At 62.4% G+C, this 21,269-nt stretch carries 28 protein-coding genes and 6 tRNA genes; 27 read left to right on the top strand and 7 right to left on the bottom strand.

Annotated elements, in window-relative coordinates; translation table 11 throughout:
* Positions 1 to 52 precede the first annotated feature (52 nt).
* The 7 genes from Q0602_RS08885 (at position 53) to Q0602_RS08855 (ending at position 5,736) form a co-directional block, all read left to right on the top strand.
* Positions 53 to 433, top strand: a complete 381-nt coding sequence (locus Q0602_RS08885) for a hypothetical protein (RefSeq protein WP_298841731.1) — start codon at positions 53 to 55, stop codon at positions 431 to 433.
* Positions 434 to 435: 2 nt separating this feature from the next.
* Positions 436 to 1,107, top strand: coding sequence for an RNA ligase family protein (locus tag Q0602_RS08880; RefSeq protein WP_298841728.1), 672 nt, complete (start codon positions 436 to 438; stop codon positions 1,105 to 1,107).
* Entirely contained in the window at positions 1,104 to 1,676 is a 573-nt protein-coding gene (locus Q0602_RS08875; RefSeq protein WP_298841726.1) for a hypothetical protein, read from the top strand. The genes Q0602_RS08880 and Q0602_RS08875 overlap by 4 nt, the downstream gene beginning before the upstream one ends.
* 31 nt (positions 1,677 to 1,707) lie before the next feature.
* Positions 1,708 to 3,513, top strand: coding sequence for a DNA cytosine methyltransferase (locus tag Q0602_RS08870; RefSeq protein ID WP_298841723.1), 1,806 nt, complete (start codon positions 1,708 to 1,710; stop codon positions 3,511 to 3,513).
* Positions 3,514 to 3,560: 47 nt separating this feature from the next.
* Positions 3,561 to 3,752 (top strand): hypothetical protein, encoded by a 192-nt coding sequence (locus Q0602_RS08865; protein WP_298841720.1) that lies wholly within the window; start codon positions 3,561 to 3,563, stop codon positions 3,750 to 3,752.
* Positions 3,753 to 3,775: 23 nt separating this feature from the next.
* Positions 3,776 to 4,714 carry an AAA family ATPase gene (locus Q0602_RS08860; RefSeq protein WP_298841717.1) on the top strand — a complete coding sequence of 313 codons (939 nt, stop codon included), beginning with the start codon at positions 3,776 to 3,778 and terminating at the stop codon, positions 4,712 to 4,714.
* 68 nt (positions 4,715 to 4,782) lie between these two features.
* The gene (locus tag Q0602_RS08855) at positions 4,783 to 5,736 is read left to right on the top strand and encodes a S8 family serine peptidase (protein WP_298841714.1); all 954 of its coding nucleotides are present in this window, start codon (positions 4,783 to 4,785) and stop codon (positions 5,734 to 5,736) included.
* Here Q0602_RS08855 and Q0602_RS08850 read toward each other — a convergent pair whose 3' ends face one another.
* The gene (locus Q0602_RS08850; RefSeq protein WP_298842026.1) at positions 5,737 to 6,135 is read right to left on the bottom strand and encodes a very short patch repair endonuclease; all 399 of its coding nucleotides are present in this window, start codon (positions 6,133 to 6,135) and stop codon (positions 5,737 to 5,739) included.
* A gap of 60 nt (positions 6,136 to 6,195) precedes the next feature.
* Between Q0602_RS08850 and Q0602_RS08845 the strand changes: the two genes are divergently transcribed.
* From Q0602_RS08845 to Q0602_RS08750, 20 genes are all read left to right on the top strand, one after another.
* Positions 6,196 to 6,612 (top strand): ASCH domain-containing protein, encoded by a 417-nt coding sequence (locus Q0602_RS08845; RefSeq protein WP_298841709.1) that lies wholly within the window; start codon positions 6,196 to 6,198, stop codon positions 6,610 to 6,612.
* A gap of 19 nt (positions 6,613 to 6,631) precedes the next feature.
* Positions 6,632 to 7,678, top strand: coding sequence for a hypothetical protein (locus Q0602_RS08840; protein ID WP_298841706.1), 1,047 nt, complete (start codon positions 6,632 to 6,634; stop codon positions 7,676 to 7,678).
* Positions 7,679 to 7,689: 11 nt separating this feature from the next.
* On the top strand, positions 7,690 to 8,067 hold the full coding sequence (locus Q0602_RS08835) for a hypothetical protein (protein ID WP_298841703.1): 378 nt from the start codon (positions 7,690 to 7,692) through the stop codon (positions 8,065 to 8,067).
* Positions 8,064 to 8,588, top strand: a complete 525-nt coding sequence (locus Q0602_RS08830; RefSeq protein ID WP_298841699.1) for a hypothetical protein — start codon at positions 8,064 to 8,066, stop codon at positions 8,586 to 8,588. The genes Q0602_RS08835 and Q0602_RS08830 overlap by 4 nt, the downstream gene beginning before the upstream one ends.
* 43 nt (positions 8,589 to 8,631) lie before the next feature.
* Positions 8,632 to 9,501, top strand: coding sequence for a hypothetical protein (locus Q0602_RS08825; protein WP_298841696.1), 870 nt, complete (start codon positions 8,632 to 8,634; stop codon positions 9,499 to 9,501).
* Between the two features lie 76 nt (positions 9,502 to 9,577).
* On the top strand, positions 9,578 to 10,003 hold the full coding sequence (locus Q0602_RS08820; RefSeq protein ID WP_298841694.1) for a hypothetical protein: 426 nt from the start codon (positions 9,578 to 9,580) through the stop codon (positions 10,001 to 10,003).
* A 35-nt stretch (positions 10,004 to 10,038) separates the two neighbouring features.
* A complete protein-coding gene (locus Q0602_RS08815) occupies positions 10,039 to 11,004 on the top strand; it encodes an ABC transporter ATP-binding protein (RefSeq protein WP_298841690.1) in 966 nt (321 codons plus the stop codon).
* On the top strand, positions 11,001 to 12,251 hold the full coding sequence (locus Q0602_RS08810) for an ABC transporter permease (RefSeq protein WP_298841687.1): 1,251 nt from the start codon (positions 11,001 to 11,003) through the stop codon (positions 12,249 to 12,251). Before Q0602_RS08815 ends, Q0602_RS08810 begins: the two co-directional genes overlap by 4 nt.
* Positions 12,252 to 12,276: 25 nt before the next feature.
* The gene (locus tag Q0602_RS08805; protein WP_298841684.1) at positions 12,277 to 12,756 is read left to right on the top strand and encodes a DUF2170 family protein; all 480 of its coding nucleotides are present in this window, start codon (positions 12,277 to 12,279) and stop codon (positions 12,754 to 12,756) included.
* A complete protein-coding gene (locus Q0602_RS08800; RefSeq protein ID WP_298841681.1) occupies positions 12,753 to 13,523 on the top strand; it encodes a PspA/IM30 family protein in 771 nt (256 codons plus the stop codon). Before Q0602_RS08805 ends, Q0602_RS08800 begins: the two co-directional genes overlap by 4 nt.
* A gap of 111 nt (positions 13,524 to 13,634) precedes the next feature.
* Complete coding sequence (locus Q0602_RS08795; RefSeq protein ID WP_298841678.1) at positions 13,635 to 14,693, top strand: potassium channel family protein; 1,059 nt, start codon at positions 13,635 to 13,637, stop codon at positions 14,691 to 14,693.
* Positions 14,690 to 15,361, top strand: coding sequence for a DUF2491 family protein (locus tag Q0602_RS08790; RefSeq protein ID WP_298841675.1), 672 nt, complete (start codon positions 14,690 to 14,692; stop codon positions 15,359 to 15,361). The genes Q0602_RS08795 and Q0602_RS08790 overlap by 4 nt, the downstream gene beginning before the upstream one ends.
* Before the next feature lie 82 nt (positions 15,362 to 15,443).
* Positions 15,444 to 15,851, top strand: a complete 408-nt coding sequence (locus tag Q0602_RS08785; RefSeq protein WP_298841672.1) for a DUF350 domain-containing protein — start codon at positions 15,444 to 15,446, stop codon at positions 15,849 to 15,851.
* A gap of 13 nt (positions 15,852 to 15,864) precedes the next feature.
* On the top strand, positions 15,865 to 16,458 hold the full coding sequence (locus Q0602_RS08780) for a DUF1190 domain-containing protein (RefSeq protein ID WP_298841668.1): 594 nt from the start codon (positions 15,865 to 15,867) through the stop codon (positions 16,456 to 16,458).
* Between the two features lie 73 nt (positions 16,459 to 16,531).
* Positions 16,532 to 17,128, top strand: coding sequence for a hypothetical protein (locus Q0602_RS08775; protein ID WP_298841665.1), 597 nt, complete (start codon positions 16,532 to 16,534; stop codon positions 17,126 to 17,128).
* Positions 17,129 to 17,171: 43 nt separating this feature from the next.
* Positions 17,172 to 18,317, top strand: coding sequence for a glutathionylspermidine synthase family protein (locus Q0602_RS08770; RefSeq protein ID WP_298841662.1), 1,146 nt, complete (start codon positions 17,172 to 17,174; stop codon positions 18,315 to 18,317).
* Positions 18,318 to 18,380: 63 nt separating this feature from the next.
* Complete coding sequence (locus Q0602_RS08765) at positions 18,381 to 18,641, top strand: hypothetical protein (protein ID WP_298841657.1); 261 nt, start codon at positions 18,381 to 18,383, stop codon at positions 18,639 to 18,641.
* Positions 18,641 to 19,363 carry a hypothetical protein gene (locus tag Q0602_RS08760; RefSeq protein ID WP_298841654.1) on the top strand — a complete coding sequence of 241 codons (723 nt, stop codon included), beginning with the start codon at positions 18,641 to 18,643 and terminating at the stop codon, positions 19,361 to 19,363. The genes Q0602_RS08765 and Q0602_RS08760 overlap by 1 nt, the downstream gene beginning before the upstream one ends.
* A 98-nt stretch (positions 19,364 to 19,461) precedes the next feature.
* Complete coding sequence (locus Q0602_RS08755; protein ID WP_298841651.1) at positions 19,462 to 19,815, top strand: PilZ domain-containing protein; 354 nt, start codon at positions 19,462 to 19,464, stop codon at positions 19,813 to 19,815.
* Complete coding sequence (locus Q0602_RS08750) at positions 19,812 to 20,405, top strand: hypothetical protein (protein ID WP_298841648.1); 594 nt, start codon at positions 19,812 to 19,814, stop codon at positions 20,403 to 20,405. The genes Q0602_RS08755 and Q0602_RS08750 overlap by 4 nt, the downstream gene beginning before the upstream one ends.
* A 5-nt stretch (positions 20,406 to 20,410) precedes the next feature.
* On the opposite strand, the gene Q0602_RS08745 is transcribed toward Q0602_RS08750, so the two are convergent.
* From Q0602_RS08745 to Q0602_RS08720, 6 genes are all read right to left on the bottom strand, one after another.
* Positions 20,411 to 20,487: transfer RNA gene (locus Q0602_RS08745), tRNA-Arg, on the bottom strand.
* 12 nt (positions 20,488 to 20,499) lie between these two features.
* Positions 20,500 to 20,576: transfer RNA gene (locus Q0602_RS08740), tRNA-Arg, on the bottom strand.
* 25 nt (positions 20,577 to 20,601) lie between these two features.
* A tRNA-Ile gene (locus Q0602_RS08735) sits at positions 20,602 to 20,676 on the bottom strand.
* Positions 20,677 to 20,693: 17 nt separating this feature from the next.
* Positions 20,694 to 20,768: transfer RNA gene (locus Q0602_RS08730), tRNA-Gly, on the bottom strand.
* Between the two features lie 31 nt (positions 20,769 to 20,799).
* Positions 20,800 to 20,874 (bottom strand) — tRNA-Gly (locus Q0602_RS08725).
* Positions 20,875 to 20,934: 60 nt separating this feature from the next.
* A tRNA-His gene (locus Q0602_RS08720) sits at positions 20,935 to 21,011 on the bottom strand.
* Positions 21,012 to 21,269: the final 258 nt, after the last annotated feature.

Raw genomic sequence — 21,269 nt, 5'->3', positions numbered from 1 at the left:
GGCCCCGTGCGTCATGCGTGCGGGGCCTTTCGCATGAGGAGGGGAAAAGAGCATGAAGAACGACAGGTCCGGCTGGCCCGATGATTGCCACTCCGGCGTGGAGAACGTGATCGCGCGCTTCAGGAGGGAGCTGCCGGGATGGTGGTACAGTCTCGGCGAGTGCCAGGTCTCATGCGATGCATCCTGCGCACCAACCTCGGAGAGCGAGGACATCGGACTGATACCTCACGATGACCGCTTCAACTCGGGATTCCATGTCGATGTCCCACAGCCCTCGAAGCTCTCCTCAGCGCTACTCATCGTCCTGCACGCCGCACTCGGTGCAAGGGCCAGATGCCTCGGTGACGCCGAGACCGCGGCCAGGATGGAAGAGGTCGCCGAAACGATCATGCTCGCACACGGGATGGAAATCGAGAAGGAAGAGGAGGACTGACCATGGAAGCCAAATGGCCCCGCACCTACCATCTGCCCTTCTCTCCGGGGCTTCAGAACGATGATCGCCGTCTTCCCGACCTCGGCGTCTTCGAAGGACGACGTGTCATCGTCACCGAGAAGTTCGACGGCGAGGGCGCTACGATGACACGAGAAAGAACCTATCCGCGATCCCCCGATGGACGCTATCATCCGTCACGCGACATGATGAAGGCATATCACGCCACCAAGGCCGGCATGATCCCTGTCGATTGGCGCCTGTCCGGCGAATACATGTATGCGCGGCATTCGATCGAATACACCCACGCGAACGGTAACCCGCTTCCTTCCTGGTTCATCGGCTTCGGAGCATGGGACGCGGACAACGTGCTCCTGGGATGGGACGAGACACTCGAGATATTCGAGATGCTCGACATCGAACCCGCGCGCCTTCTCTACGATGGGGAATGGGACGAAGCCCGTGTGCGCGACCTTGCCGACGGGCTCGACGTCCATCGGCAGGAGGGTCTCGTCGTCCGTCTCGCTGATTCCATTCCCTATCCCAGCGGAAGGGGTGATGCAGGGCGTTTCTTCCACGGAGTCGCGAAGTGGGTGAGGAAGGACCACGTCGCCACCGACGAGCACTGGGCATTCCGCTGGCGCGACGAGCCCGGATACAGGAACGAACTCGCGTGAAGGCGGATGTTCCGGCAAGCAATGCCGAAGAGGACCATAGCCGCTCGCTCATCGTCGACGTCCTTACCGACTGGAAGGACGAAGGCAGAGATCCTCACGAGATAAACAACGGCAGCTGCTTCGAGTTCGCGGAGGATGTCGCCGATCGTCATCCAGGCAGGTTCCAGTCGGTGGGGATCGGAGACTTCATGCTCTATCGCGGCAAGTGGGCGGACGAGGAATACGGCTTCGACGAGGCGCTGCTGTACCATCAGTGGCCCACCTACCGACCGCTCCACGGATTCACATGGAGGCAGATGTTCTCCTGGGGCGTCTTCGACTGGCCGGGCATCCATGCCTGGGTGCACTGCCGCCTGACGGACCTCTGCTTCGATGCCGAGACGCCGGGTGGCGTCCGCAACCCCTTCGAACTGGCGTATTTCGCGGAACGCTGGAAGCTGATGGAGACGATCCGCTCGCAGGGCGTCGACCTCCGTCTCGATGAAGAGGAGATCAGGAGGCTTCCCGAGGACGCACAGGCTCTCGTCTCACAGGGCTGGAGCAGAATCCGACCCGACACGGGCTCATAGAAATCACGTAATATCGCAGAGAGGAAAAATGATGCAGGACCAGCTGTCCCTCACAGGCGGCGCCGATCGGCGCGCCTATGGCTTCGATGACGACCGTCTCGGATACGAACTGCAGGACGACGAGATCATCGTCGACAGCTTCGCCGGCGCCGGAGGGATGAGCTACGGGATCAGATGGGCTACGGGACGCGAACCGGACGTCGCCATTAACCACTGGCCCGAAGCGATCAACACCCACGAATACAACCATCCCTCCACGACGCACTATTCGGCATCGGTCTACGCGCTCGATCCGCGCGAGGTCGCTGCGGGGCGCAAGGTCGGCATCTTCTGGGCCTCTCCGGATTGCCGCAGTCACTCACGGGCGAGAGGCGGGGCGCCAAAGTCGAAGTCCGTCCGCGACCTCGCCTGGGTCGTCGTTCACTGGGCCAAACTCACGTTCCCGCGGGCCTTGGGGATCGAGAACGTCTCCGAGTTCAGGGACTGGTGCCCCCTCGATTCCAAGGGAAGGGCCATCAAGGAGAAGAAGGGCGAGACCTTCCGTGCATGGGTGGCAGAGCTTGAATCGCTAGGCTACACCGTCGAGTGGCGCATTCTCAACGCAGCCGACTATGGCGCTCCTACCACCCGCAAGCGCCTCTTCATCCAAGCACGCCGCGACGGCCTGCCCATTCTCTGGCCGGCCGAGACGCACGGAGCTCCGGACAATGCCCTCGTCGAAGCGGGCATGATCGCTCCGTGGCGGACGGCGGCGGAGTGCATCGACTACGAGCGTCCGACCAATTCCATCTTCCTCACCAAGGAGGAGGCGAAGGAAGCCGGTTGCAAACGGCCTCTCTCGGAGAAGACCATGAAGCGTGTCGCTCGTGGTCTATTTCGGCAGGTCATCAACGCCGAGAGGCCATATATCGTCGAATACGGTGCCAAGCCCACCGGATCGGAGGAGAACCCCTTCGCGGCGAACGACCGGACACCCGGCGTGGTCATCCCACTGACACACCAGGGAGACCTGAGATTCCACTCCCCGGATGCCCCCATGCCCACTATCACCGGCGCCAACCGAGGAGAACTGGCATGGGTCTCGCCATTCTTCGCCCGCACGGCGCACGGCGAGGTCGACGCCAAGGGCCGTAAGCGCGGCCGCGGTGATCACGGACCACTCGAACCCTACCCCACGGTCACCTCATCGCAGGATTCCGCGTTGATATGTCCGACACTGGTCCAGACCGGCTATGGAGAACGGGAAGGACAGAAACCGCGATCACTCGACATCAACAGCCCCCTGGGAACGGTCGTCGCCGGTGGATCAAAGCACGCGCTGGTCGCCGCCATGCTCCACTGCAACAACCAGAACGCGATCGGGTCGACGCCCGCACAACCGTTAAAGACGGTGATGGCCGGTTCGGCAAGACATGTCTACATCGACGCTCATCTCGAAGGTCAGGTCGACCGGTCGAAACAGGTCGCAGACTTCCTCTGGGAGCATCGTGACCTCTCCGAGGTGGAAGTCACGAGAGATAGTGTCGGCACGCTGCTCTTGGGAGGTGTCCCCCTTCGTATAACCGACATCGGCTTGCGGATGATGTGTGCAGAGGAGTTGGCCTCCGCGCAAGGATTTGACGCCAGTTTCGATCCTTCCACACGTGTCGAGACGGACGAGAACGGAAACAAGAAACTCGTCAAGAACACAGCAACCGCGATGGTCAAGATGATCGGTAATTCGGTCTCCCCTCCTGTCGGTGCGGCCGTCATAGGCGCCATGATCGGACGAGGTCATGACGAGAAGGGTCGGACCGGTGACGAGATCCTCGACAGCCTGAAACGCAAGGCGGCCTGACCCGACGGACCACGGAACAGCGATCCCAGAATGGAAAGGAAAAGATCATGACCGGTAGGGGCATCTACGTCCGCCTCGCGGACATCGAAGGTCACATGGACGAGGAGAACCTCGCCAAGGTGGAGAAATTCACCCTGCATTGCGGGCACGAGTCCAATGAGGCCGGCATCGCCGAACTGCGTGATGCAGACGGCATGAACGTCGAACCGGACGGACGACGCTGGAAGAACCACGGCTGAAGGCCGGGACAAGGAGGAAGCCCATGGCAAAGCGAGCCGTCATATTCGACCTCGACGGGACCATATTCGATCCCTCGCACCGCGTTCACCATCTCGACGGAGAGAAGGACTGGAAGGCGTTCCATGACGCCATGGGAGAGGACCCCACGATCGAGGCGATCGCCGAGCTCGCCCGCATCCTCCACCGCGCCAGCGTCGCAGGCTGCGGAATCGATGCCGTCCTTCTCGTCACCGCCAGGCACGATGACCCCAAGTACCGGAGGATGACCGAGGAGGCGCTACAGCTCCACGACATCCCCTATCATGCCCTCTACATGCGCGCGAACGACGACACGCGTCCCGATCACGTGGTGAAGGCCCAGATCCTGGAGCGGATCCTCGACGAGGGATACGAGCCCATGCTCGCGATCGACGACCGACCGTCCATCATCGCCATGTGGCGCGAGCACGGCATAACCGCGCTGCAGTGCGCGCCCGACGAGCCCGGTGCCAGCCCGTATGCGGGCCAGACCCTCCTCCACATGCTCGTAGGCCCGGCAGGGGGCGGAAAATCATCCTACGCGGCACAGAACTACGCGGAGCACGAGATCATCTCGACGGACGAGCTGCGCATGCAGCTATACGGGGACATGCGTCACAGTCCCGATGCTCTCGCGCGGGTCTGGAAATACGTCCACGGCCTGATAGCCGCCCGCCTGGCCGCAGGCGTCTTCACCGTCCTCGATGCAACGAACCTCGATCCAGACGACCGCAAGCGCGTACTGGCGCATGTGCCGCGCGGGATCTTCACGCGCTACGTCGTCATCGACCGGGACGAACGGGACAAGCTCGCCGACCGCGGGTGGCGCAGCGAGGAGTTGGTGCTGAAGCAGCACAGGCTGTTCCGCAGACACGAGAAATCCATACTCGCCGGCGACAATCATCCCTACGTGACGGTCCAGGACAAGCGCGATCGTCGATAATTCATCTCAGAATCAGGATGACAGAGCCCCTTCCCCATCGTAGAATTCGATGACAGGAGGACCGTCATATGAAGAAGGCATCGATCGCAGTGGCAGCCGCAGCGGCAGGCATGGGACTGGCGAGTCCGGCGGTCGCACAGGATCGGGACCCCATCAAGGTAGGCATGATCGACGTCGGCGGCGGTGAGATGACCTTCCGCGACCAGGGCACCACCATCGAACATCGCGACTTCGTCACGCCCGGCAACCGTCCTGCCAGCAGGATGACCAGGACGGGCAGGGAGAACGGGGTGATGACGGCCAGCGCCTTCGTGAGGCAGGCCAGATGGATCGATCCCGATGCCCCCGTGCGCATCTACTCGGCGAACGTCTTCCAGGAGCAGGTCGATCGAGGACAGGCAGGGAACCCGAGACGGATCTCTGTGAACTGGGATGGAGCCAGGCAGGCCGTCCAGTGGTTCAAGCAGAACGACGTCAAGGTCGTGATCGCCTCCTTCAATGGTGCGGACAGCCCGGAGATGCGCGCCTTCATGGAGGAGACCAAGAGGAACGGGATGACCGTCTTCGCGGGGTCCGGCAACACTCCGGGCGGATCGGCATTCCCGGCCATGCATCCCGACGCCGTCTCGGTGGGCGCAGACAACGAAGGACTCGCCTACAGGACGGATCCCCGTCAGTCCGGCTGGGTCGACTTCACCATGGACGGTGGGGTCCCCATGCGCAGGGACGGACGCGAGGTCGACGCCGGAACGTCCTATGCTACGGCAAAGGCGGCCGCCTTCGGCGCCTACTATGCGCGGGCCAATCCCGACGTGACCACCGAAACGATGCGCAGTACACTCGCCAGCGTGGCGATCTCCGTCGAATACCAGGACGGCGACCGGGTCACCCAGGCGACCCGTCTCGATGACGTCGTGTCGGCGGAGGAGATGCGAGGTCTCGTCGCACGCGAGGAGGAAGGACGACGGACCAGGAACTTCGCCATGAACCAGGCGGCAGCCGCCCAGTCGATGGGCCGCTGATCACCACCACGTCCCCGAACCCTCCCTCAGGGATCGGACGGCATCAACGCACAATGCGAGCGAATCGGCATCGCGCAATTCGCATTCCCAGACCTCGCCCACTCTCCAGCCCGATTCGATCAGCTGATCTCTCTTCCGACGATCACGCTCGACATTCCTGTCGAACTTGCGGATCCAGAACTCCCTGTTCGTCCTGGGCGTGGAGGCATGTCTGCATCCAGGATGCCGATGCCAGAAGCAACCATGGACGAAGATCGCCAGCCGATGAGGGCGCATGACGATGTCGGGCGTCCCGGGAATTCCTCTACAGTGAACCCGGAAGCGCATCCCCGATGCATGGAGCGCCCGGCGCAGGATCATCTCGGGCACCGTGTCCCGGGGACCTATGCGGCTCATCATCTGCGAACGCGTCATCACCATCACCCATAGATACACCATAAACATCCGAGGAACAGATCCATGAAGGCCATCTCACTCTGGCAGCCCTGGGCCAGCGCGATCGCGCTCGGGCACAAGAGCATAGAGACGCGTGGCTGGTCGACGCGCTACAGAGGACCGCTCGCGATCCACGCCGCCAAGAGATGGACCGCGGAAGAGCGCGAGATGGCCGAGATTTTCGAGACCGACTACGGACTGGAAGGTCTCTCGGATCCGCCGCGTGGCTGTGTCCTGGCGGTCGCCGAACTGATCTCAGTCAGGCCGACCGATCACCTCATCGAAACGATCAGCAGGACCGAGGAGATGCTGGGCAATTACGGTCCCGGACGCTTCGGCTTCATGCTCGAGAACGTGCGTAGATTCGAAGACCCGCTTCCCTATCGGGGGATGCAGGGATTCTTCGAGGTGCCCGACAGGATGCTCGCGGGTCGATACTGATATGCAGGAGGGAAAAGGAATGCCCAAGAAGACCGGAATCAAGACCAAGGTGAGCTCCTACGGACGCAGTCTGTCGCTCATCATGACCGCCGATCGCTTCGCCGCACTCGCATCTCATCTTCCCGAAGACAGCGAGGAGCGCGCTGCCATCGATGCCATGGTCGCCCAAGCGAAGGAAACGAAGGCACTCGACGAACTCAAGGCGAAACTCAACCAGCCGCTCTCCAGGGAGACTCTGACCCGGTTCGGCTGGAACATGTTGGACGAAGAAGGCGAAAAGAAGCAGCGGGTGACGGCCGGAGTGCGAGGTGGAGCTTTCCGCTTCGATGTGTTCGGCGAGCAATCGGGATGGGTCTTCGGTCCCAGGGGCGCCTTCCAGCGGGAGGACGAGAAGATCCTCGTTATGCCCGCGGCGTGGCAGGCAGGGGTGTTCTGCGAGAAGCATTCCGCGTGGATGCTCGGAGAGCCACGTCAGACGCAGACCGAAGCGGAGCAGGAGGCTCGAAACCTGCTCGCTTCCTGGAAGAAGGAGATCCCCGTGACCTTGGTCCATCTGGACCTCGATCCCGATGAGACCCATCCCGACCTGCCGGAAGGCGCGATCCAGCGGCGAGGATGCGTGAGAAACGCCGGACGCATGCCCATCCATGCGGTCCGCTACGGAAAGGATCAGCCGATTCACCAGATCAACGGCAGACGGGTGGACGCATTCCGCTTCGACGCGCGGCTCGGTGCCAACCAGTATGACGTCCTCAAGGACCTCGAGTGGAAGCTCGCTCAGCGTGACTACGACCCTCGGTGGGACAGTCACCGCTACATCCTCGACGGTCCAATCGACTGCGTCCTCGGCAGCATATGGGGAGCGGTATCCAACACATGCCCAGGATCCCTCGAATATGGCGCGCAGGAAATCTATCCGCTCCCGGACGAGAAGACGGCCATGGCCGCCGCGACGGCCATCGCGGTGGACAACGGATACATCGAAGGAGAGAAAGTGCCCTACCCCGAGACGATCCCGGTGCCGGACCATGCCACCGGTGCGACCACAGACAATCCGTTCGCATGAGGAAGCGCGAAATGCCGAAAGACAGTCAGGAAGACGAATTCTTCATCATCGACGTGCGCGAGAGCTTCGAACGAAACCCCTACATCACCCTCTGGCGCCCCAACAACGCGAACTACGCCTATCCTCTCGCCTGGGCGGGCCGTTACACGCGCAGGCAGATCGAGGAGGTTCCCGGATACTACTACAAGAGGCGACACGGGCATAAGCGGACGCTCGACAGGTATCCAGTGCCCTGCTCCATCGTGGAGAAATACGGAATCGATCCAGCCAGGGGACTGATAGACGGAGACACCGGGCCGGTGATCCCGAACACCGCGGAGGTGAGAAAGGCGCTGCGCAGGGCCAGAATGATCCCGGACTGGGTGGAGAAGGAAAAGGACGCAGCATGAACGAAGGACAGCAACAGGCACGGGCCTGGTTCGACACGCTCGAGAAGATTACCTGCGAAGACGCGCTCGCCCTCATCCGCGAGGGAGAGATCGTTCCCTGTGCGCATGGAACCATCCGTTCCACGATGGGAAGAGCGCATGCGGAGCAATTGATCGCCAAGGAAGGTGCACGAAGGGTTCCGGCAGGACAGGACCTGGGTCTCGATGACTATGGCATCGTCACCATCGACGAGGATGGATTCCCCGTCCAGATCGCAACCAAGCCGGATCCCGTATTCCTGTGCGTGATGCCGACAGGATGGTGGTGGTCCGATCGGACACGGGAAGAGGACGGCGACTACGTGCAGCTGGCATTCCTCTCCTTCTCCAGCCTGGAACTGAAGATCTTCGACAACTGTCGCGACGAATGGCGGGAGCGGATCACATCCAGGGCGGCCGAGTTCCAGTCCATGAAGGGACAGGACTACCAGATCAGTTCCTCGGGACAGACCATCAGGCTCGGATACGCCCTGAAGGACTGACGAGGAGAGCGGAAAGAGGATCGCTCAGAGGGAAGGAAAAGAGATGAGGACGAGAATCGACGGCCCGATCATGAACCTGTGCATGGCACGCGGCCTCACCGAAGACCAGGCGGCCGAGCTGCTCGGCGTCGTGTCGCGTGTGCATCTCACCGACAACCTCAGCACGAAGCAGAAAGTCAGCTTGCTGATGAAGATGCCCCGGATGACGAACCTCTGCAGCGAGCTCGAGATCATGACGCTGGAAGGCGACAGCTCGCAGTACCACAAGGCGCGGCGACGAATCATCGCCATGGAGAAGGCGCTGACGCGCCTCAGGGCGGGGGAAGACCACGGTATCCGGCGCAAGAAATGGCGTAAGGACAAGGACGATGCGAGGAGCATTATGGACACGCTGGTCCACGTCATCTCGCGAGACCCTCCGGTCACCGAGAAGGACATGATCGCCGATGCCCGATCCCTGCTGGTCAGGACCGGTGAGCTCGAGGACTACCGTTACACAAAGAGCGCTCCTCCCACATACGATGGCAAGGCCGGCCTCGCTGTCAAGACGACCAGCTCCGAGATCAAGCTGGCACGCAGCGAGACGGACGGCATCATCCTGCACGACTCCCCGTGCGGACAGCTGCGCATCCAGCTCAAGAACGAGATACCGGGAAGCTCCAGACAGAAGATCATGGCGCTGTGCGAGGAAGGGGCGCCTGCGGCGCAGATCATCGACTGGGACGGTCTGCGAGGGCCGCTGGCAGCGACGCTTCAGGACGCCCGGGAAGCCCCGTACTGGGAGGGCAGCACCTGCAAGGGAGAACGTCTCGAGATCATCGTCGATACCGGCTGGATAGAGAAGGACGAAGACACAGGCATCATCCATGTCCATCCCCCCGGAAGGACGATGCCCTACGCACGCGTGGCCTGAGTCCACGACCCCGGTCACGATACGCATTCCCGAAATTCACGGATTCATCCTATAAGGATGGCAGCAAGGAGATCATATGACCGATACATTCCCCAAGAGCCCGTTCCCCGGCCACGTGTTCGTCGCCAATGACGGCACCGGAAGCATCATCGGTGACGACGTCAAGGATACCGACTGGGTCGTCGTCCTGCAGCGCGACGGGACCATGAGAGGACCTCGTCCCGCCATGTGCTACAAGTTCAAGCATCTCGGCGGACCGGCGGACGTCGTCGCCTTCCACATCCACGCGACGCCCAGCGAGGCAAAGCAGCGCGAATACAAGGACGCCGACGACACCATCCGTCCGGTGAGCAGCGGACCCCGGGCATCGAAGGCCGGAGCACGGACGACCAAGAAGCCGGACGACGCCTTCGGGGCCATCCTGCAGGGCATCGGCCTGATCGGAACCCTGGGGGCCATGGCCACCGCCGCCATCATCGCGCTCGACAGCGACGAAGAATGAAGCACGGAAGGCCCGCACCGGCGAACGGAAATGCAATGACGCCGGCGCGGGCGGCCGTGGACGTGCGCGGCCTGCGCAAGGGATTCGCCGATCACCAGGCGGTGAAGGACGTGTCGATATCGATACCCGAGGGCACGATACACGGAATTCTCGGTCCCAACGGCGCCGGTAAGACGACAACGCTGCGCATGATACTGGGGATCATCGAACCCGACAGCGGCGAAAGAATGATCCTCGGGGAGACCGACCCCTCGCGAATATCCAGACATATCGGCTATCTTCCAGAGGAGCGGGGACTCTACCCGACCATGAAGGCAGCTGATGTCATCGCCTTCATGGGGGCCACACGCGGCATGGGTTTCACCGAAGCGCGTCGCAAGGGCGTGATCATGCTCGAGGAGAACGGGCTCGGACATGTCGCAGAGAAGCACATCCGCAAGCTCTCGAAGGGAATGGCGCAGACCGTGCAACTTCTCAGCACGCTCGTGCACGATCCGCGCCTGGTGATCCTCGACGAGCCCTTCTCGGGTCTCGATGCGATCAATCAGGGGCGACTCGAAGAACTGATCCGGTCGCTTTCCGCAAAGGGCACGACCGTCCTCTTCTCCACGCACGTCATCGCTCATGCGGAGCGGTTATGCGAGCGGGTGTCGATCATCGCAGGCGGACGGGTCCCCTTCTCCGGAACCGTTGACGAGGCGCGTGACATGCTCGGATCCAAGGTCACCCTCGAGACCCTTCGGGGCGAGGGAAAATGGACCAGCCTGCTCCCCGCCGATGCCAGGATGACCCAGACCGATCGGGGGTTCACCTGGACCTTCGACATGCACATCGACGACGGGAAGCCGATCAATCCCTTCCTGGCCTCCCTCATGGAAGGAGGAGCGGAGATAATCGCGTTGTCCGTGGAGCGGGCCGACCTCCACGAGGCCTTTGTGCAGATAGCCGGAAAGGCCGCGGCCGATTCGATGACAGAGAACGGGACACAGGCACCAGCATGACCAGAGAGAATGCGAGCGGAAGGCTGCCCTTCTGGCGATCCACATGGGTCGTCGCACGAAGGGATGTCACCACGATCATCTTCAGCAGGAGCTTCCTCCTGTTCCTCCTCGCGCCCCTCTTCGCGCTCATCATCGCGGGAACGACGAGTGCAATCCTGGTCGGCAGCGGCGAGAGACTGTCCAATCCACGCATACTCGTATCCATGGCCGATGCCGACGCACGGAAGGTGGAAAGAGCGGTCATGGTGATGAAGGAAAAGGCAGGTCTCGCCCTCCCCGAATTCGTCTACGAGGACGTCGGGGCGGATGCGAGAGAGAAGCTGAAGGACAAGAAGATGAATCTCCTGGCCGTCCTCGGCGGGGACCTGGAGCGCCCGGTGATCAGCGGGAGCCGGCATCAGGTGGAAATGATCACCGGAAGGATGTCCGTCATCCTGGCAGAGGCCGGGAGGGATGACGCCCTCGAGAGCTCGTATCCAGATATAACGAAGGATTACACGGACCCCGCAAAGGACGGTGCCGCCGCTGCCGGCATCGACCATACGCGCGGCGCCTTCATGACATCCAAGGCGGCGCAGTTCATCCTCTATCTTCTGACATCCACCCTGGCGATCATGGTCCTGACCAACCTGATCGAGGAAAAGGGCAACAAGATAATCGAGATCTTGGCCACCGCGATCCCCATGGAAGCACTCTTCCTCGGTAAGCTGCTCGGCATGCTCGCGGTCTCGGCAGTGGCGCTCACGGTCTGGTCGACCTTCTCGGTGCTTCTGGGAGCGGGAGTGAGCACCATGCTCGAATCAGCCGGCGTGAGCATCGCTCCGATGGTCGGCTGGCCAGCATTCATCGGACTGTTCGCGATCTACTTCTTCATGAGCTATCTCATCTTCGGCTCGGTATACCTCACTACCGGTGGCATGTCGCCGACGCCCAGGGAGGCGCAGATCTACACCCTCCCCATCTCGATCATCCAGCTTCTCTCATTCCTGGGAGGAGCCTATGCCGCCAGCGCAGGAGGAATGGTGACATGGATCGGAGTGGCCTTCCCGTTCACCTCACCCTACGTGCTTATCGGCCATGCGGCGGAAAAGGGCGGCAGCACCATACATCTCATCGGAATCGCATGGCAGATCGTCCTGGTCTCACTCGCCATACGGTTCGGAGCGCAGATATTCCGGAGCAGGGTCATAGACCAGCGTCCGGTATTCAGACTCAAGCGGCGGTCCACCACCCCCGATACGGTCTAACCAGTCCACCAAGGAGAAAAGCAGCATGCATGCAAAGAACTTCCCCACGCCCGAAGCGGGGTGGGACATCGCCGCGTTGACGGCGCTGTTCGCGTCCGATCCCGATGAACTCGGGGATGTCGATGTCGACGTGGACGGAGACGTCGTGTTCGTCACGATCAAGGAGAAGGGCGGTCTCGTCGTCTCCATGACGGCGTCCGGCGATCAGGTCCTGGCGAGCGTCCTCCTCGTCGAGGAGCGGGAGGTGCCCCGCACCGACGAGTTCAACAAGGCCGCCCTCACCCTCCACAAGGCCATTCCGCTCTCCACCTTCGGCCTGACCCGGGTCGGCGAGCAGAACTGGTACGAGCTCTTCGGGGCACTCTCGGTGAAATGCGGAGCGGACGATCTCGTCGAGGAAGTCGCGGTGCTCGCAACCAATGCGGCGGATGCCGCGGAATGGATCACGGAATGGAAGGCGAAGTACGACGTCTTCCCGGCAGAAGACAAGGGAGAAGCCGCATGAGCGCGTTCGGGAAACTGTGGACCGCCCTCAAGGGCGGCGCGAACGAAGCAGCAGAGAAGGCGGCCGATGGTCAGGCCTTCCGCATCCTGGATCAGGAACTGCGCGAAGCCGATGCCAATCTGCGCAAGGCGCGCGGCGACCTCGCCGGTCTGATGGCGACGTCGAAGAAGATCGAGCGCCGGCTCGAAGGCCTCTACACCAAGGAGGAGACCGATATCGAGAATGCCCGCTCGGCCATGTCGGCGGGACGCGAGGATCTCGCACGCCAGCTCGCACAGCGGGTCAAGGACGTCCGTTCGGAGATCGACCGGGACCAGCGCGATCTCGAGCAGATGCGCGGGAACGAGGCCAAGATGCAGCAGGTCATCCGGGAGACGGAACAGCGCATCCAGGCCATGAAGCGCGAGGTCGAGAGCGTGAAGGCGACGGAATCGCTGCAGCGTGCGCAGAGCGCGGTCGCCTCCTCGCATACGGGCGTCAATTCCAAGCTGGGCAGTGCAATGGGGTCACTCGAGCGCATCCGCGATCGGCAGGAGACCATGTCCGCCAGGCTGGAGGCGGGCGAGGAGCTCGCCGCTCTGGAGTCCGGCGCCGATCTCGACCGGAAGCTCCTCGAGGCCGGCATCGGCGGACGGTCGGCGAGTGTCGATGACATCTTCGCCGAGATCACCGGCCCCTCCAAGAGTGCGCCGCAGTTGACCGGTCCGGATCTCGATCTCGATCTCACGCCCTCGCGCGAGAAGACCAAGGCCCTGCCTTCGAGCTGATCGAAGAACTCCGGTAGAAGACACGAAGGGGAGGGTTCGCCCTCCCCTTCTCGCATGGACCCGACGAGATCCATGGACAGAAGACAGGACAGACACAGGAAGGAAAAGCGCATGCCGACAATGAGGCTCCTCTGGAAGAGGGTGTACACCGCCGTCGCGACGGCCAGGTGGAGCATGCTGCTGATGGTCGCGGCCGCACATCTCCTGACGAGCTGGATGCTGCTCGCGGCAACGGGCGAGACCGACCTCACCGGACATGGGGCGACCTTCTTCTACTATTACGTGGTCACCGCGACCACGGTGGGATACGGAGATCTCTCACCGGGTGGAGATGCAGGCAGGATCGCAGCGTCCCTCTACGTGGTCCCGATCGCCATCGCCATCTTCACGGCCATCATCGGAAAGGCCATCACCGACATTACGAGCTACCTGAGGAGAAACCACATGGGCATGGGAAGCCACGCCAAGAAGACCGGTCACATCGTCATCATCGGATGGCAGGGGGATCGAACACGCCGACTCATCGAGGGTCTGATCGCCGATGGCGTGAGCCATGAGCAGCCAGTGCTCGTCTCCTCGGCACTGACCGAGAATCCGATGCCGACCGAGATCGACTTCATCTCGGTCGAGACGCTGTCCGACGGACGAGGGCTGGAGCGCGCCGGGATCGTAGGTGCACGGACGGTGATCGTCCGGGGTCGCAACGACGACGAGACCCTCGCCGCGACCCTCGCCGCTCAGGGCGCCGCGCCCGACACGCATGTGGTGGCGCATTTCGAGGAGGAAGGCCCCTCGCGTCTCATCGCGAGTCACTGCGAGAACGTCGAGACAGTGGTCTCGGTGTCGACCGACATCATCGTGCGCGCAGCATGCGATCCCGGGTCATCAGCGCTGGCTCGACTGATGTTCTCCGGCAGCACCGCGGACACGGCCTACTCCGTCCGCATCCCGCCCGGCGTCATGACCAGCTTCCTTGACCTGCTGGTCTACATGAAGAAGCGTCACGGGGTCACCGTGATCGGGACGAAGTGCCCCGCCGAAGGGATAGTCGACCTCAACTGCGATGCCGACAAGCGGATCGGTTCGGATGACGTGATCTACTACATCGCCGACCATCGCATCGCGGCCAACGACATCGAATGGCAGGGTCTCGAGGGAGAAGCGGCATGATCAGAGGTCTCTTCGGACGCGGAAAGAAGGAGGAGGAAAAGGCTCCCGAACCCGTGGAGCGAGGACCCCTCGCCGTGGCCAACGGACAGGCGATCGAGATCGACGACCTCACCCTTCGTGCATCTCTCGCAGGTCGGGAATGCGCCATGGACCTTCCGTCGATAAACCCCTTCATCGTCGCCGGCATCGGTCAGACGATGCTAGACGCCGACATGCAGCTGACCCGCTACTACGACGATGACGATCGCATGATCCAGGTCATGGGCGCTCCCGGCTGTTCGATCGAGGAGGCGGTGGACGTCTCGTTCTATATGCCATGGGACAGCGTCGTGCCGGCGTCTAGCGCCGACTGGGACGAATGGACCGGACCCTCGGGGCGCCTGGGCCTTCCGAGCTACGATGCGGACGGCATCCTCTATCGGCGCTTCTGGGGCGACGGCGACGGTCGCATGGCCCTCGTCGAATTCGTCGAGGAGGTCGACGCCGAGGGTTCGAAGCGTGAGATCCACCAGAAGTCCATGCTCTACGCACGCGATCTGGGAGGACTCAACGAAATGCTGCTCATCCTCACGCAGTGCGATCTCAAGGGACGCGCCTCAGAAGGAGGGGCGTCCATCGAATTCATGATCGGATACGGGATCAACTCGGCCGACGTGAAGAGGGTCTGACGGGAGAGACATCATGGGACCACGAATGAATCCGGGCCATCTCGAGCCCCTACTAGCACTCATCAACAGGGAGTACCTATCAATGAACCTGCCTCAGTACATCATCGGCCTTCCGGCCTTCGCCGCCTGGTTCGCATGCGGTCTCGTCGCCTTCGCGGTGTTCGGCTTCGTCTACACCAGCATCACGCGCCATGACGAGATGAAGCTGATGAAGGCCGGAAACACCTCCGCCTCCATCGCGTTCGTTGGCGCTCTCATCGGCTACGCGCTGCCGCTGGGCTCCGCCGCCGCGAACACCGTCACGCTGGGCGAATTCATCACCTGGGCGGCGATCGGCCTCGTGGTGCAGGTGCTCGCATACTTCATCGCGACCTTCCTCCAGCCGAACCTGTCGCAGCGCATCACCGACAACGACATGGCCGCAGCCGTCTGGAAGGGTGGTCTGGCGATCGCCATCGGTATGCTCAACGCCAACTGCATGACCTACTGAGGAGACGAGCAACATGAAGCGCTACTCACAGAAGGGGCGGAAGACCCTCTCGCTCGGCACGATCGCCGTAGCCAGCCTCGCGGTCGCGGCCTGCGAGGCACCGGTGCCGGAACCCATGCCGCTCCCCAAGACGCCGATCCAGTTCGAGTCCCCGACCGAATGCATCGCCGCCGGATACGAGATGACGGCATGCAGCGATGCATACAAGGCCGCTCTCTCGAAGCACGAGGCAGAGGCCCCGCGCTATACCCAGCGGCAGCAGTGCGAGGACGAATGGGGTGCAGGCAACTGCAAGGAGACCGGGGCGGCCAGCGGCAACAGTTCGTTCATGCCCTTCCTCACCGGATACCTGCTCAGCAGCGCACTGAACGGCAACAACGGCGGCTACTACAACCACGGCGGCTACTACGGTTCGCCGATCTACCGCAGTCGCGCGGGCAACGTCCAGCTGGCCCCGTCCGGCGGAAGCACGATCGGGACCGGCACAAGCGTCAGGAAGGTGGCCACGGCGCCCGTCACGGCGCCGAAACCGGCCAACGTCAATACCCGCAGCGTCTCTCGCGGCGGGTTCGGCGGAAGCATGGGCGGTCGCAGCTTCGGCGGCTGATCCGCCAGCATGCATATGGAGGAGGGGCGGACACCCCCTCCTCCTCTTACACGAACATCATCAGGAGCCGGTCATGGAACCTCCCGTCTACAAGGTCGGGACGATGCTCGACATCGCCCGCATTCCGCCAGAGGCGTTGCCCCGCTTCATCTCCGAGCTTCCCGAGATGCTAGGCATGCTGCGCGAGGTCGACAAGTTCCACAAGGGCATGGCGGCAGAGGCTTCCGACCCGGAACGCGCGAAGGAGGCGCTCGCGGAGAGCGAAGCGCATCTCCTCTCCGGCCTGGAATGGGTCGATGACGGCAAGGACGACTTCAGATTCACCATGACCGGCAAGGACGAGGAGGGGAACGAGGTCGTCAAGATGCATGCCGATTCGAAGACGCGCGACGTGGCGGCCTACCACGACGGTCAGGACCGCACATACGACATCCTGCTGGCAGGTCGTCTCCGACGCGCGGGGATGACGATCAGCAACGAGGATTTCGCAGTCATGATGCCGGAGGGACGCCTCGTGCTACCCGTCGGCCGACTGCACGAGATCAGGGATATGACGGCTGACGCCGTCAATGAACTCTGCCTCTCCGCCAACAGGACCCTGCAGGTGGAGGGCCGCGAGGACGAGGTCCCGACCGCCTGGCGTGCGGTGGCGGAGATAATCGCTCCTTGAGAAGAGACGCAATGCATACGGGAATCGAAGGGAAAAAGAGACCATGAAGCGCATCGATATCGAAGGCCGAGCCGACTGGAAGGACAAGGCCAAGGAGGTCGGCTTCGGCTTCCACAGCCCCGATGACGAGGCCTACTGGACGGACGATGCCGCCTACGTCTTCACCATGAAGCAGATCGAGGAGGACATCGAGGAGGCGACCACGCAGCTGCATGAGATGTGCATCGACACCGTCGGCCGCATCATCGATGACGAAGCCTCCCTGAAGGCGCTGCACATACCTGAGGCACGCTGGGATCTCGTCCGCTCCAGCTGGAAGAACGGAGACCCGCATCTCTACGGACGCTTCGATCTCGCCTATGACGGAAACGGCCCCGCCAAGATGCTCGAATACAACGCGGACACGCCCACCTCGATCTTCGAGGCCGGCTTCTTCCAGCACAACTGGATGATCGACCAGCGCGACGCCGGTCGACTACCCGCGGAAGTCGACCAATACGACTTCATCCAGGAGAGCCTGGTCGAGGCCTTCGCTCAGTTTCCCAAGGACGTGATCTTCCACTTCTCGTGCTGGACCGACAACATCGAGGACAAGGGAACCGTCAGCTACCTTATGGACTGCGCCACGACGGCCGGACACCGGGTGAAGATGGTGGATATCCGCAAGATCGGCGTCGATGCACAGGGCCGCCTGACCGACGAGGACGACATCACCATCGGCCGGTGCTTCAAGCTCTATCCATGGGAGGACATGCTCCGCGAGCGATTCGCCAAGCACATCGTGCCCGGGCAGTTCGTCGAGCCGGCGTGGAAGAGCATCATCTCCAACAAGGGTTTCCTCGCCCAGCTGTGGAAGCACCACCAGGGGCACCCCAACCTGCTCGAGACGATCGTCATGGGGACTGATACCGTTCCCGGAAGCTACGTGCGCAAGCCCTTCTTCTCCCGTGAGGGCGAGAACATCGTCATCGTCGAGGACGGGAAGATCACCCAGTCCACCGAGGGCGACTACGACGGCGGTCCATGCGTGCTCCAGCAGAAGGCCGACCTCTTCCGCCATGGCGATCGTCATGCGGTGATCGGGAGCTGGGTCATCGGCGATCGCGCCTGCGGCATGGGCATTCGCGAGGACGAGGGCCTCATCACCAAGGATTCCTCGCTGTTCGTCCCTCACGTCATCATAGGCTGAGGGGAACTGCCATCCTATAAACGGCGTATGATCGGGTAAGCCCAGTCAACAAGGAACGAACCCATGAACGCCCCAAAGATCGCCCTCATCCTCTCCGCGGCGGCCCTCACCGCCTGCACTCCGGAGCCATCCACCGAACAGGAGCCCTCCGCCGAGCCGCCGGTGGAAGAGACCATGTCCGGTGAGGAGAACACCACCTACTCGCGCTACACGATCGCGAAACAGAACAGGATCCTGGCAAAGCAGGAAGCCGGCGAGACCCTGAGTGATGAGGAACAGCGTTTCCTCGAGGAAAATCCACCCATCGAAGAAGAGGAAGACTGATGGAACAGAAGGCCCCCAAACCACTGCTCGCCTATTCCGTCACCGAGGAATTCGAGGGCACGGGCGGCATCGTATTCGCAAGGAGCGCGATCGCCGCACGCAGGATGGGGGCCGAACGATATGCCGACGGCGAATTCGAGAACGCCCTTTGCCGGCGGGCGCCCTATGCCGACGAATACGCCGAGAGCGGCGTTGTTCCGGCAGGTCGGCTCATCGCGGAAGGCTGGCACTTCGAGTGCTCGGGGTGCGGCAGGACGATCGACAACGACTATCTGTGGGAAAATGACATAGACCCTGACGACGTGGTCGGGACCCAGGACTCCTCGGTCTACTGCAACGAGCTGTGCGAAGCCCACGAGGCCCTTGAGCGGGCCCAGCGAAAGGTCTTCGATCGACGCTGGATGCGGCGCCTCGTCAAGTTCGTGAAGGCACGATTCCCCGAAGCCGAGATCGTCCGGGACAGCCAGTTCAGGCGTCCTCACGTGTACGGTGATCGACGCAACGGTCGCCACCTCCTTCGGGACGCGAACATCCCCTTCACGCTCCCGTGCCTCGAGCACGGACCGGCGAGCCTCGTAGTCGAACGGCACCAGTCGCCGGGCATGCGCTACGGACGCAAGGAAAAGGACGACTCCCGAAAGAGGAGCGTCTTCTACGTATGCCATCCCGATGACCGGGAGGCCATCAACGCCTACATGCAGGCGAACCCACCGCGCCGCTGAGAGCGCGCGAGACCCCAACAGGCCCGAAGAATGGACCGGCCGCGGAAGCGGCCGGCCCATTCATGACGCCGCATTCGCATAAGAGAGAAGAGTCGCACATGTCCAACCTGGAGACCAGAAAACAGGGCCAACGATCATCCGTATTCCTGACAGGAGAGGCCCATTACGAGGACAGGATCGACATGGTCAGGATCAGGAACCTGTCCGAGGGCGGCGCCATGCTGGACAGCAAGGGCAATGGCGCACCCAAGGTCGGCACCAAGGGCAAGCTGGTCCGTCGCCAGAACGAGATCCGCTTCGTGGTCAAGTGGCGTCAGCAGGAACGCTACGGCATCGAGTTCGACGAACCCATCGACGAGCAGGAGATGCTGATCCAGATCGGCAAGGCGGAACGACAGCCTGACCACAGGCCCCGGTTCCGTCGGCCGGGCCTAACGGAGAAGAAGAGATGAGCAGAGAGAGCGAACAGTATATCGGCGGATACCAGCGTGTCCTGCCTCGGGACGCCTTCAACGAGGGGAACCTGATGACCAACATCGGGCGGCTCTGGATCCTGCTCGACGAGCACCGCGACCATGACGCATCCATCGTCGAGGAGAACGTCGAGCAGTTCGACATCCGCCAGAACGACGCCACGGGAGGACTGACCGTCACCAACCTCACGTTCCTCGTCGGAGGGACTCGGCACTATCTCGAACGGCCGCTCAACTCCCGCGACAAGTGGCCGCTCCTCGTATCCGAGAAGGATGGCGACGAGGATTTCGAACCGGTCGAGATCTTCAACGACGAAGGCGGGTTCTCCGCCGATATGCTTCGGCTCATCGGCGCGCAGAGGAAAGAAGCCGAGACCGGCCCGGCCCATGCCGAACTCATCAGCAGGCTCCTCCGCCTGTCGGCCCAGAGGGAACACGAACAAAGCCTTTCGAGGGCGGACCATCCCCAGGCGCTTCACGTCTCGGTGGCCGGCGAGAACCGTGTCAACCGAGAGATCGCCAATCTTCTGCCCGAGATCATCGAGGCGCTGGCAGGGAAGACCACCTGACCGACTGGCGGTCCCGGCAGGGCTCGAACCTGCGGCCTCCGGATTCGGAATCCGACGCTCTATCCGACTGAGCTACGGGACCTGCGGGAATGACTGGCGCGCTCGGCAGGACTCGAACCTGCGACCTCCGGATTCGTAATCCGGCGCTCTATCCAACTGAGCTACGAGCGCTTGGACATCCATGGCACAAGGCCGTTGGTGCGCGCGGATGGTCTCGAACCATCGACCTCGCCCTTATCAGGGGCGTGCTCTACCCCTGAGCTACGCGCGCGTCACGGCATTGTGCGATGGAGCGGACGGTCGGATTCGAACCGACGGCATCGAGCTTGGAAGGCACGCGCTCTACCCCTGAGCTACGCCCGCATCTCCATCACGGCATCGTCAGCGAACGATCTGGAGCGGGCGAGGCGATTCGAACGCCCGACCCCCACCTTGGCAAGGTGGTGCTCTACCCCTGAGCTACGCCCGCGCAGCCAGATCGCATGCCGGCGATGCAATGCATCACCAGATTGTCAAAGATCGAAGGATCTGGGGCGATCGACGGGGTTCGAACCCGTGACCTCCGGCACCACAAGCCGGCGCTCTGACCAACTGAGCTACGATCGCCACAATTCCTTCACGAAGACGGCCCGATACGGCCGTTTGCGCCTCGATCTCTCGGATGGGGTCGGTTGCGTGGTTCTGTCAGGAGGAGGTGAAATCCGTTTTCACCTTAGAAGAACCGGCCAGCGCCCATCCGGTAGACCGTGGGCGCATGGATACGCCCGTGGTCATCGACCTCGGATGCGAATTCCATGGATATGCCGGTTCGTCTTCATGAGGGTCTTGTAGCGACGGATCGCCCATCCTGCAACACCGAAAACA

The organism is uncultured Salinicola sp., assembly GCF_937921195.1.
In the GTDB taxonomy this organism is placed as follows: Bacteria; Pseudomonadota; Gammaproteobacteria; order Pseudomonadales; family Halomonadaceae; genus Salinicola.
This window is presented reverse-complemented; position numbering and strand designations above follow the sequence as displayed.

Coding starts and splice junctions, on each gene's coding strand:
- Q0602_RS08795 (WP_298841678.1), top strand. CDS start 13,635: ATGCCGACAATGAGGCTCCTCTGGAAGAGGGTGTACACCGCCGTCGCG.
- Q0602_RS08855 (WP_298841714.1), top strand. CDS start 4,783: ATGAAGAAGGCATCGATCGCAGTGGCAGCCGCAGCGGCAGGCATGGGA.
- Q0602_RS08760 (WP_298841654.1), top strand. CDS start 18,641: ATGGAACAGAAGGCCCCCAAACCACTGCTCGCCTATTCCGTCACCGAG.
- Q0602_RS08755 (WP_298841651.1), top strand. CDS start 19,462: ATGTCCAACCTGGAGACCAGAAAACAGGGCCAACGATCATCCGTATTC.
- Q0602_RS08750 (WP_298841648.1), top strand. CDS start 19,812: ATGAGCAGAGAGAGCGAACAGTATATCGGCGGATACCAGCGTGTCCTG.
- Q0602_RS08825 (WP_298841696.1), top strand. CDS start 8,632: ATGAGGACGAGAATCGACGGCCCGATCATGAACCTGTGCATGGCACGC.
- Q0602_RS08865 (WP_298841720.1), top strand. CDS start 3,561: ATGACCGGTAGGGGCATCTACGTCCGCCTCGCGGACATCGAAGGTCAC.
- Q0602_RS08850 (WP_298842026.1), bottom strand. CDS start 6,135: ATGATGAGCCGCATAGGTCCCCGGGACACGGTGCCCGAGATGATCCTG.
- Q0602_RS08815 (WP_298841690.1), top strand. CDS start 10,039: ATGACGCCGGCGCGGGCGGCCGTGGACGTGCGCGGCCTGCGCAAGGGA.
- Q0602_RS08870 (WP_298841723.1), top strand. CDS start 1,708: ATGCAGGACCAGCTGTCCCTCACAGGCGGCGCCGATCGGCGCGCCTAT.
- Q0602_RS08885 (WP_298841731.1), top strand. CDS start 53: ATGAAGAACGACAGGTCCGGCTGGCCCGATGATTGCCACTCCGGCGTG.
- Q0602_RS08805 (WP_298841684.1), top strand. CDS start 12,277: ATGCATGCAAAGAACTTCCCCACGCCCGAAGCGGGGTGGGACATCGCC.
- Q0602_RS08860 (WP_298841717.1), top strand. CDS start 3,776: ATGGCAAAGCGAGCCGTCATATTCGACCTCGACGGGACCATATTCGAT.
- Q0602_RS08770 (WP_298841662.1), top strand. CDS start 17,172: ATGAAGCGCATCGATATCGAAGGCCGAGCCGACTGGAAGGACAAGGCC.
- Q0602_RS08765 (WP_298841657.1), top strand. CDS start 18,381: ATGAACGCCCCAAAGATCGCCCTCATCCTCTCCGCGGCGGCCCTCACC.
- Q0602_RS08785 (WP_298841672.1), top strand. CDS start 15,444: ATGAACCTGCCTCAGTACATCATCGGCCTTCCGGCCTTCGCCGCCTGG.
- Q0602_RS08790 (WP_298841675.1), top strand. CDS start 14,690: ATGATCAGAGGTCTCTTCGGACGCGGAAAGAAGGAGGAGGAAAAGGCT.
- Q0602_RS08810 (WP_298841687.1), top strand. CDS start 11,001: ATGACCAGAGAGAATGCGAGCGGAAGGCTGCCCTTCTGGCGATCCACA.
- Q0602_RS08840 (WP_298841706.1), top strand. CDS start 6,632: ATGCCCAAGAAGACCGGAATCAAGACCAAGGTGAGCTCCTACGGACGC.
- Q0602_RS08835 (WP_298841703.1), top strand. CDS start 7,690: ATGCCGAAAGACAGTCAGGAAGACGAATTCTTCATCATCGACGTGCGC.
- Q0602_RS08800 (WP_298841681.1), top strand. CDS start 12,753: ATGAGCGCGTTCGGGAAACTGTGGACCGCCCTCAAGGGCGGCGCGAAC.
- Q0602_RS08820 (WP_298841694.1), top strand. CDS start 9,578: ATGACCGATACATTCCCCAAGAGCCCGTTCCCCGGCCACGTGTTCGTC.
- Q0602_RS08845 (WP_298841709.1), top strand. CDS start 6,196: ATGAAGGCCATCTCACTCTGGCAGCCCTGGGCCAGCGCGATCGCGCTC.
- Q0602_RS08880 (WP_298841728.1), top strand. CDS start 436: ATGGAAGCCAAATGGCCCCGCACCTACCATCTGCCCTTCTCTCCGGGG.
- Q0602_RS08780 (WP_298841668.1), top strand. CDS start 15,865: ATGAAGCGCTACTCACAGAAGGGGCGGAAGACCCTCTCGCTCGGCACG.
- Q0602_RS08775 (WP_298841665.1), top strand. CDS start 16,532: ATGGAACCTCCCGTCTACAAGGTCGGGACGATGCTCGACATCGCCCGC.
- Q0602_RS08830 (WP_298841699.1), top strand. CDS start 8,064: ATGAACGAAGGACAGCAACAGGCACGGGCCTGGTTCGACACGCTCGAG.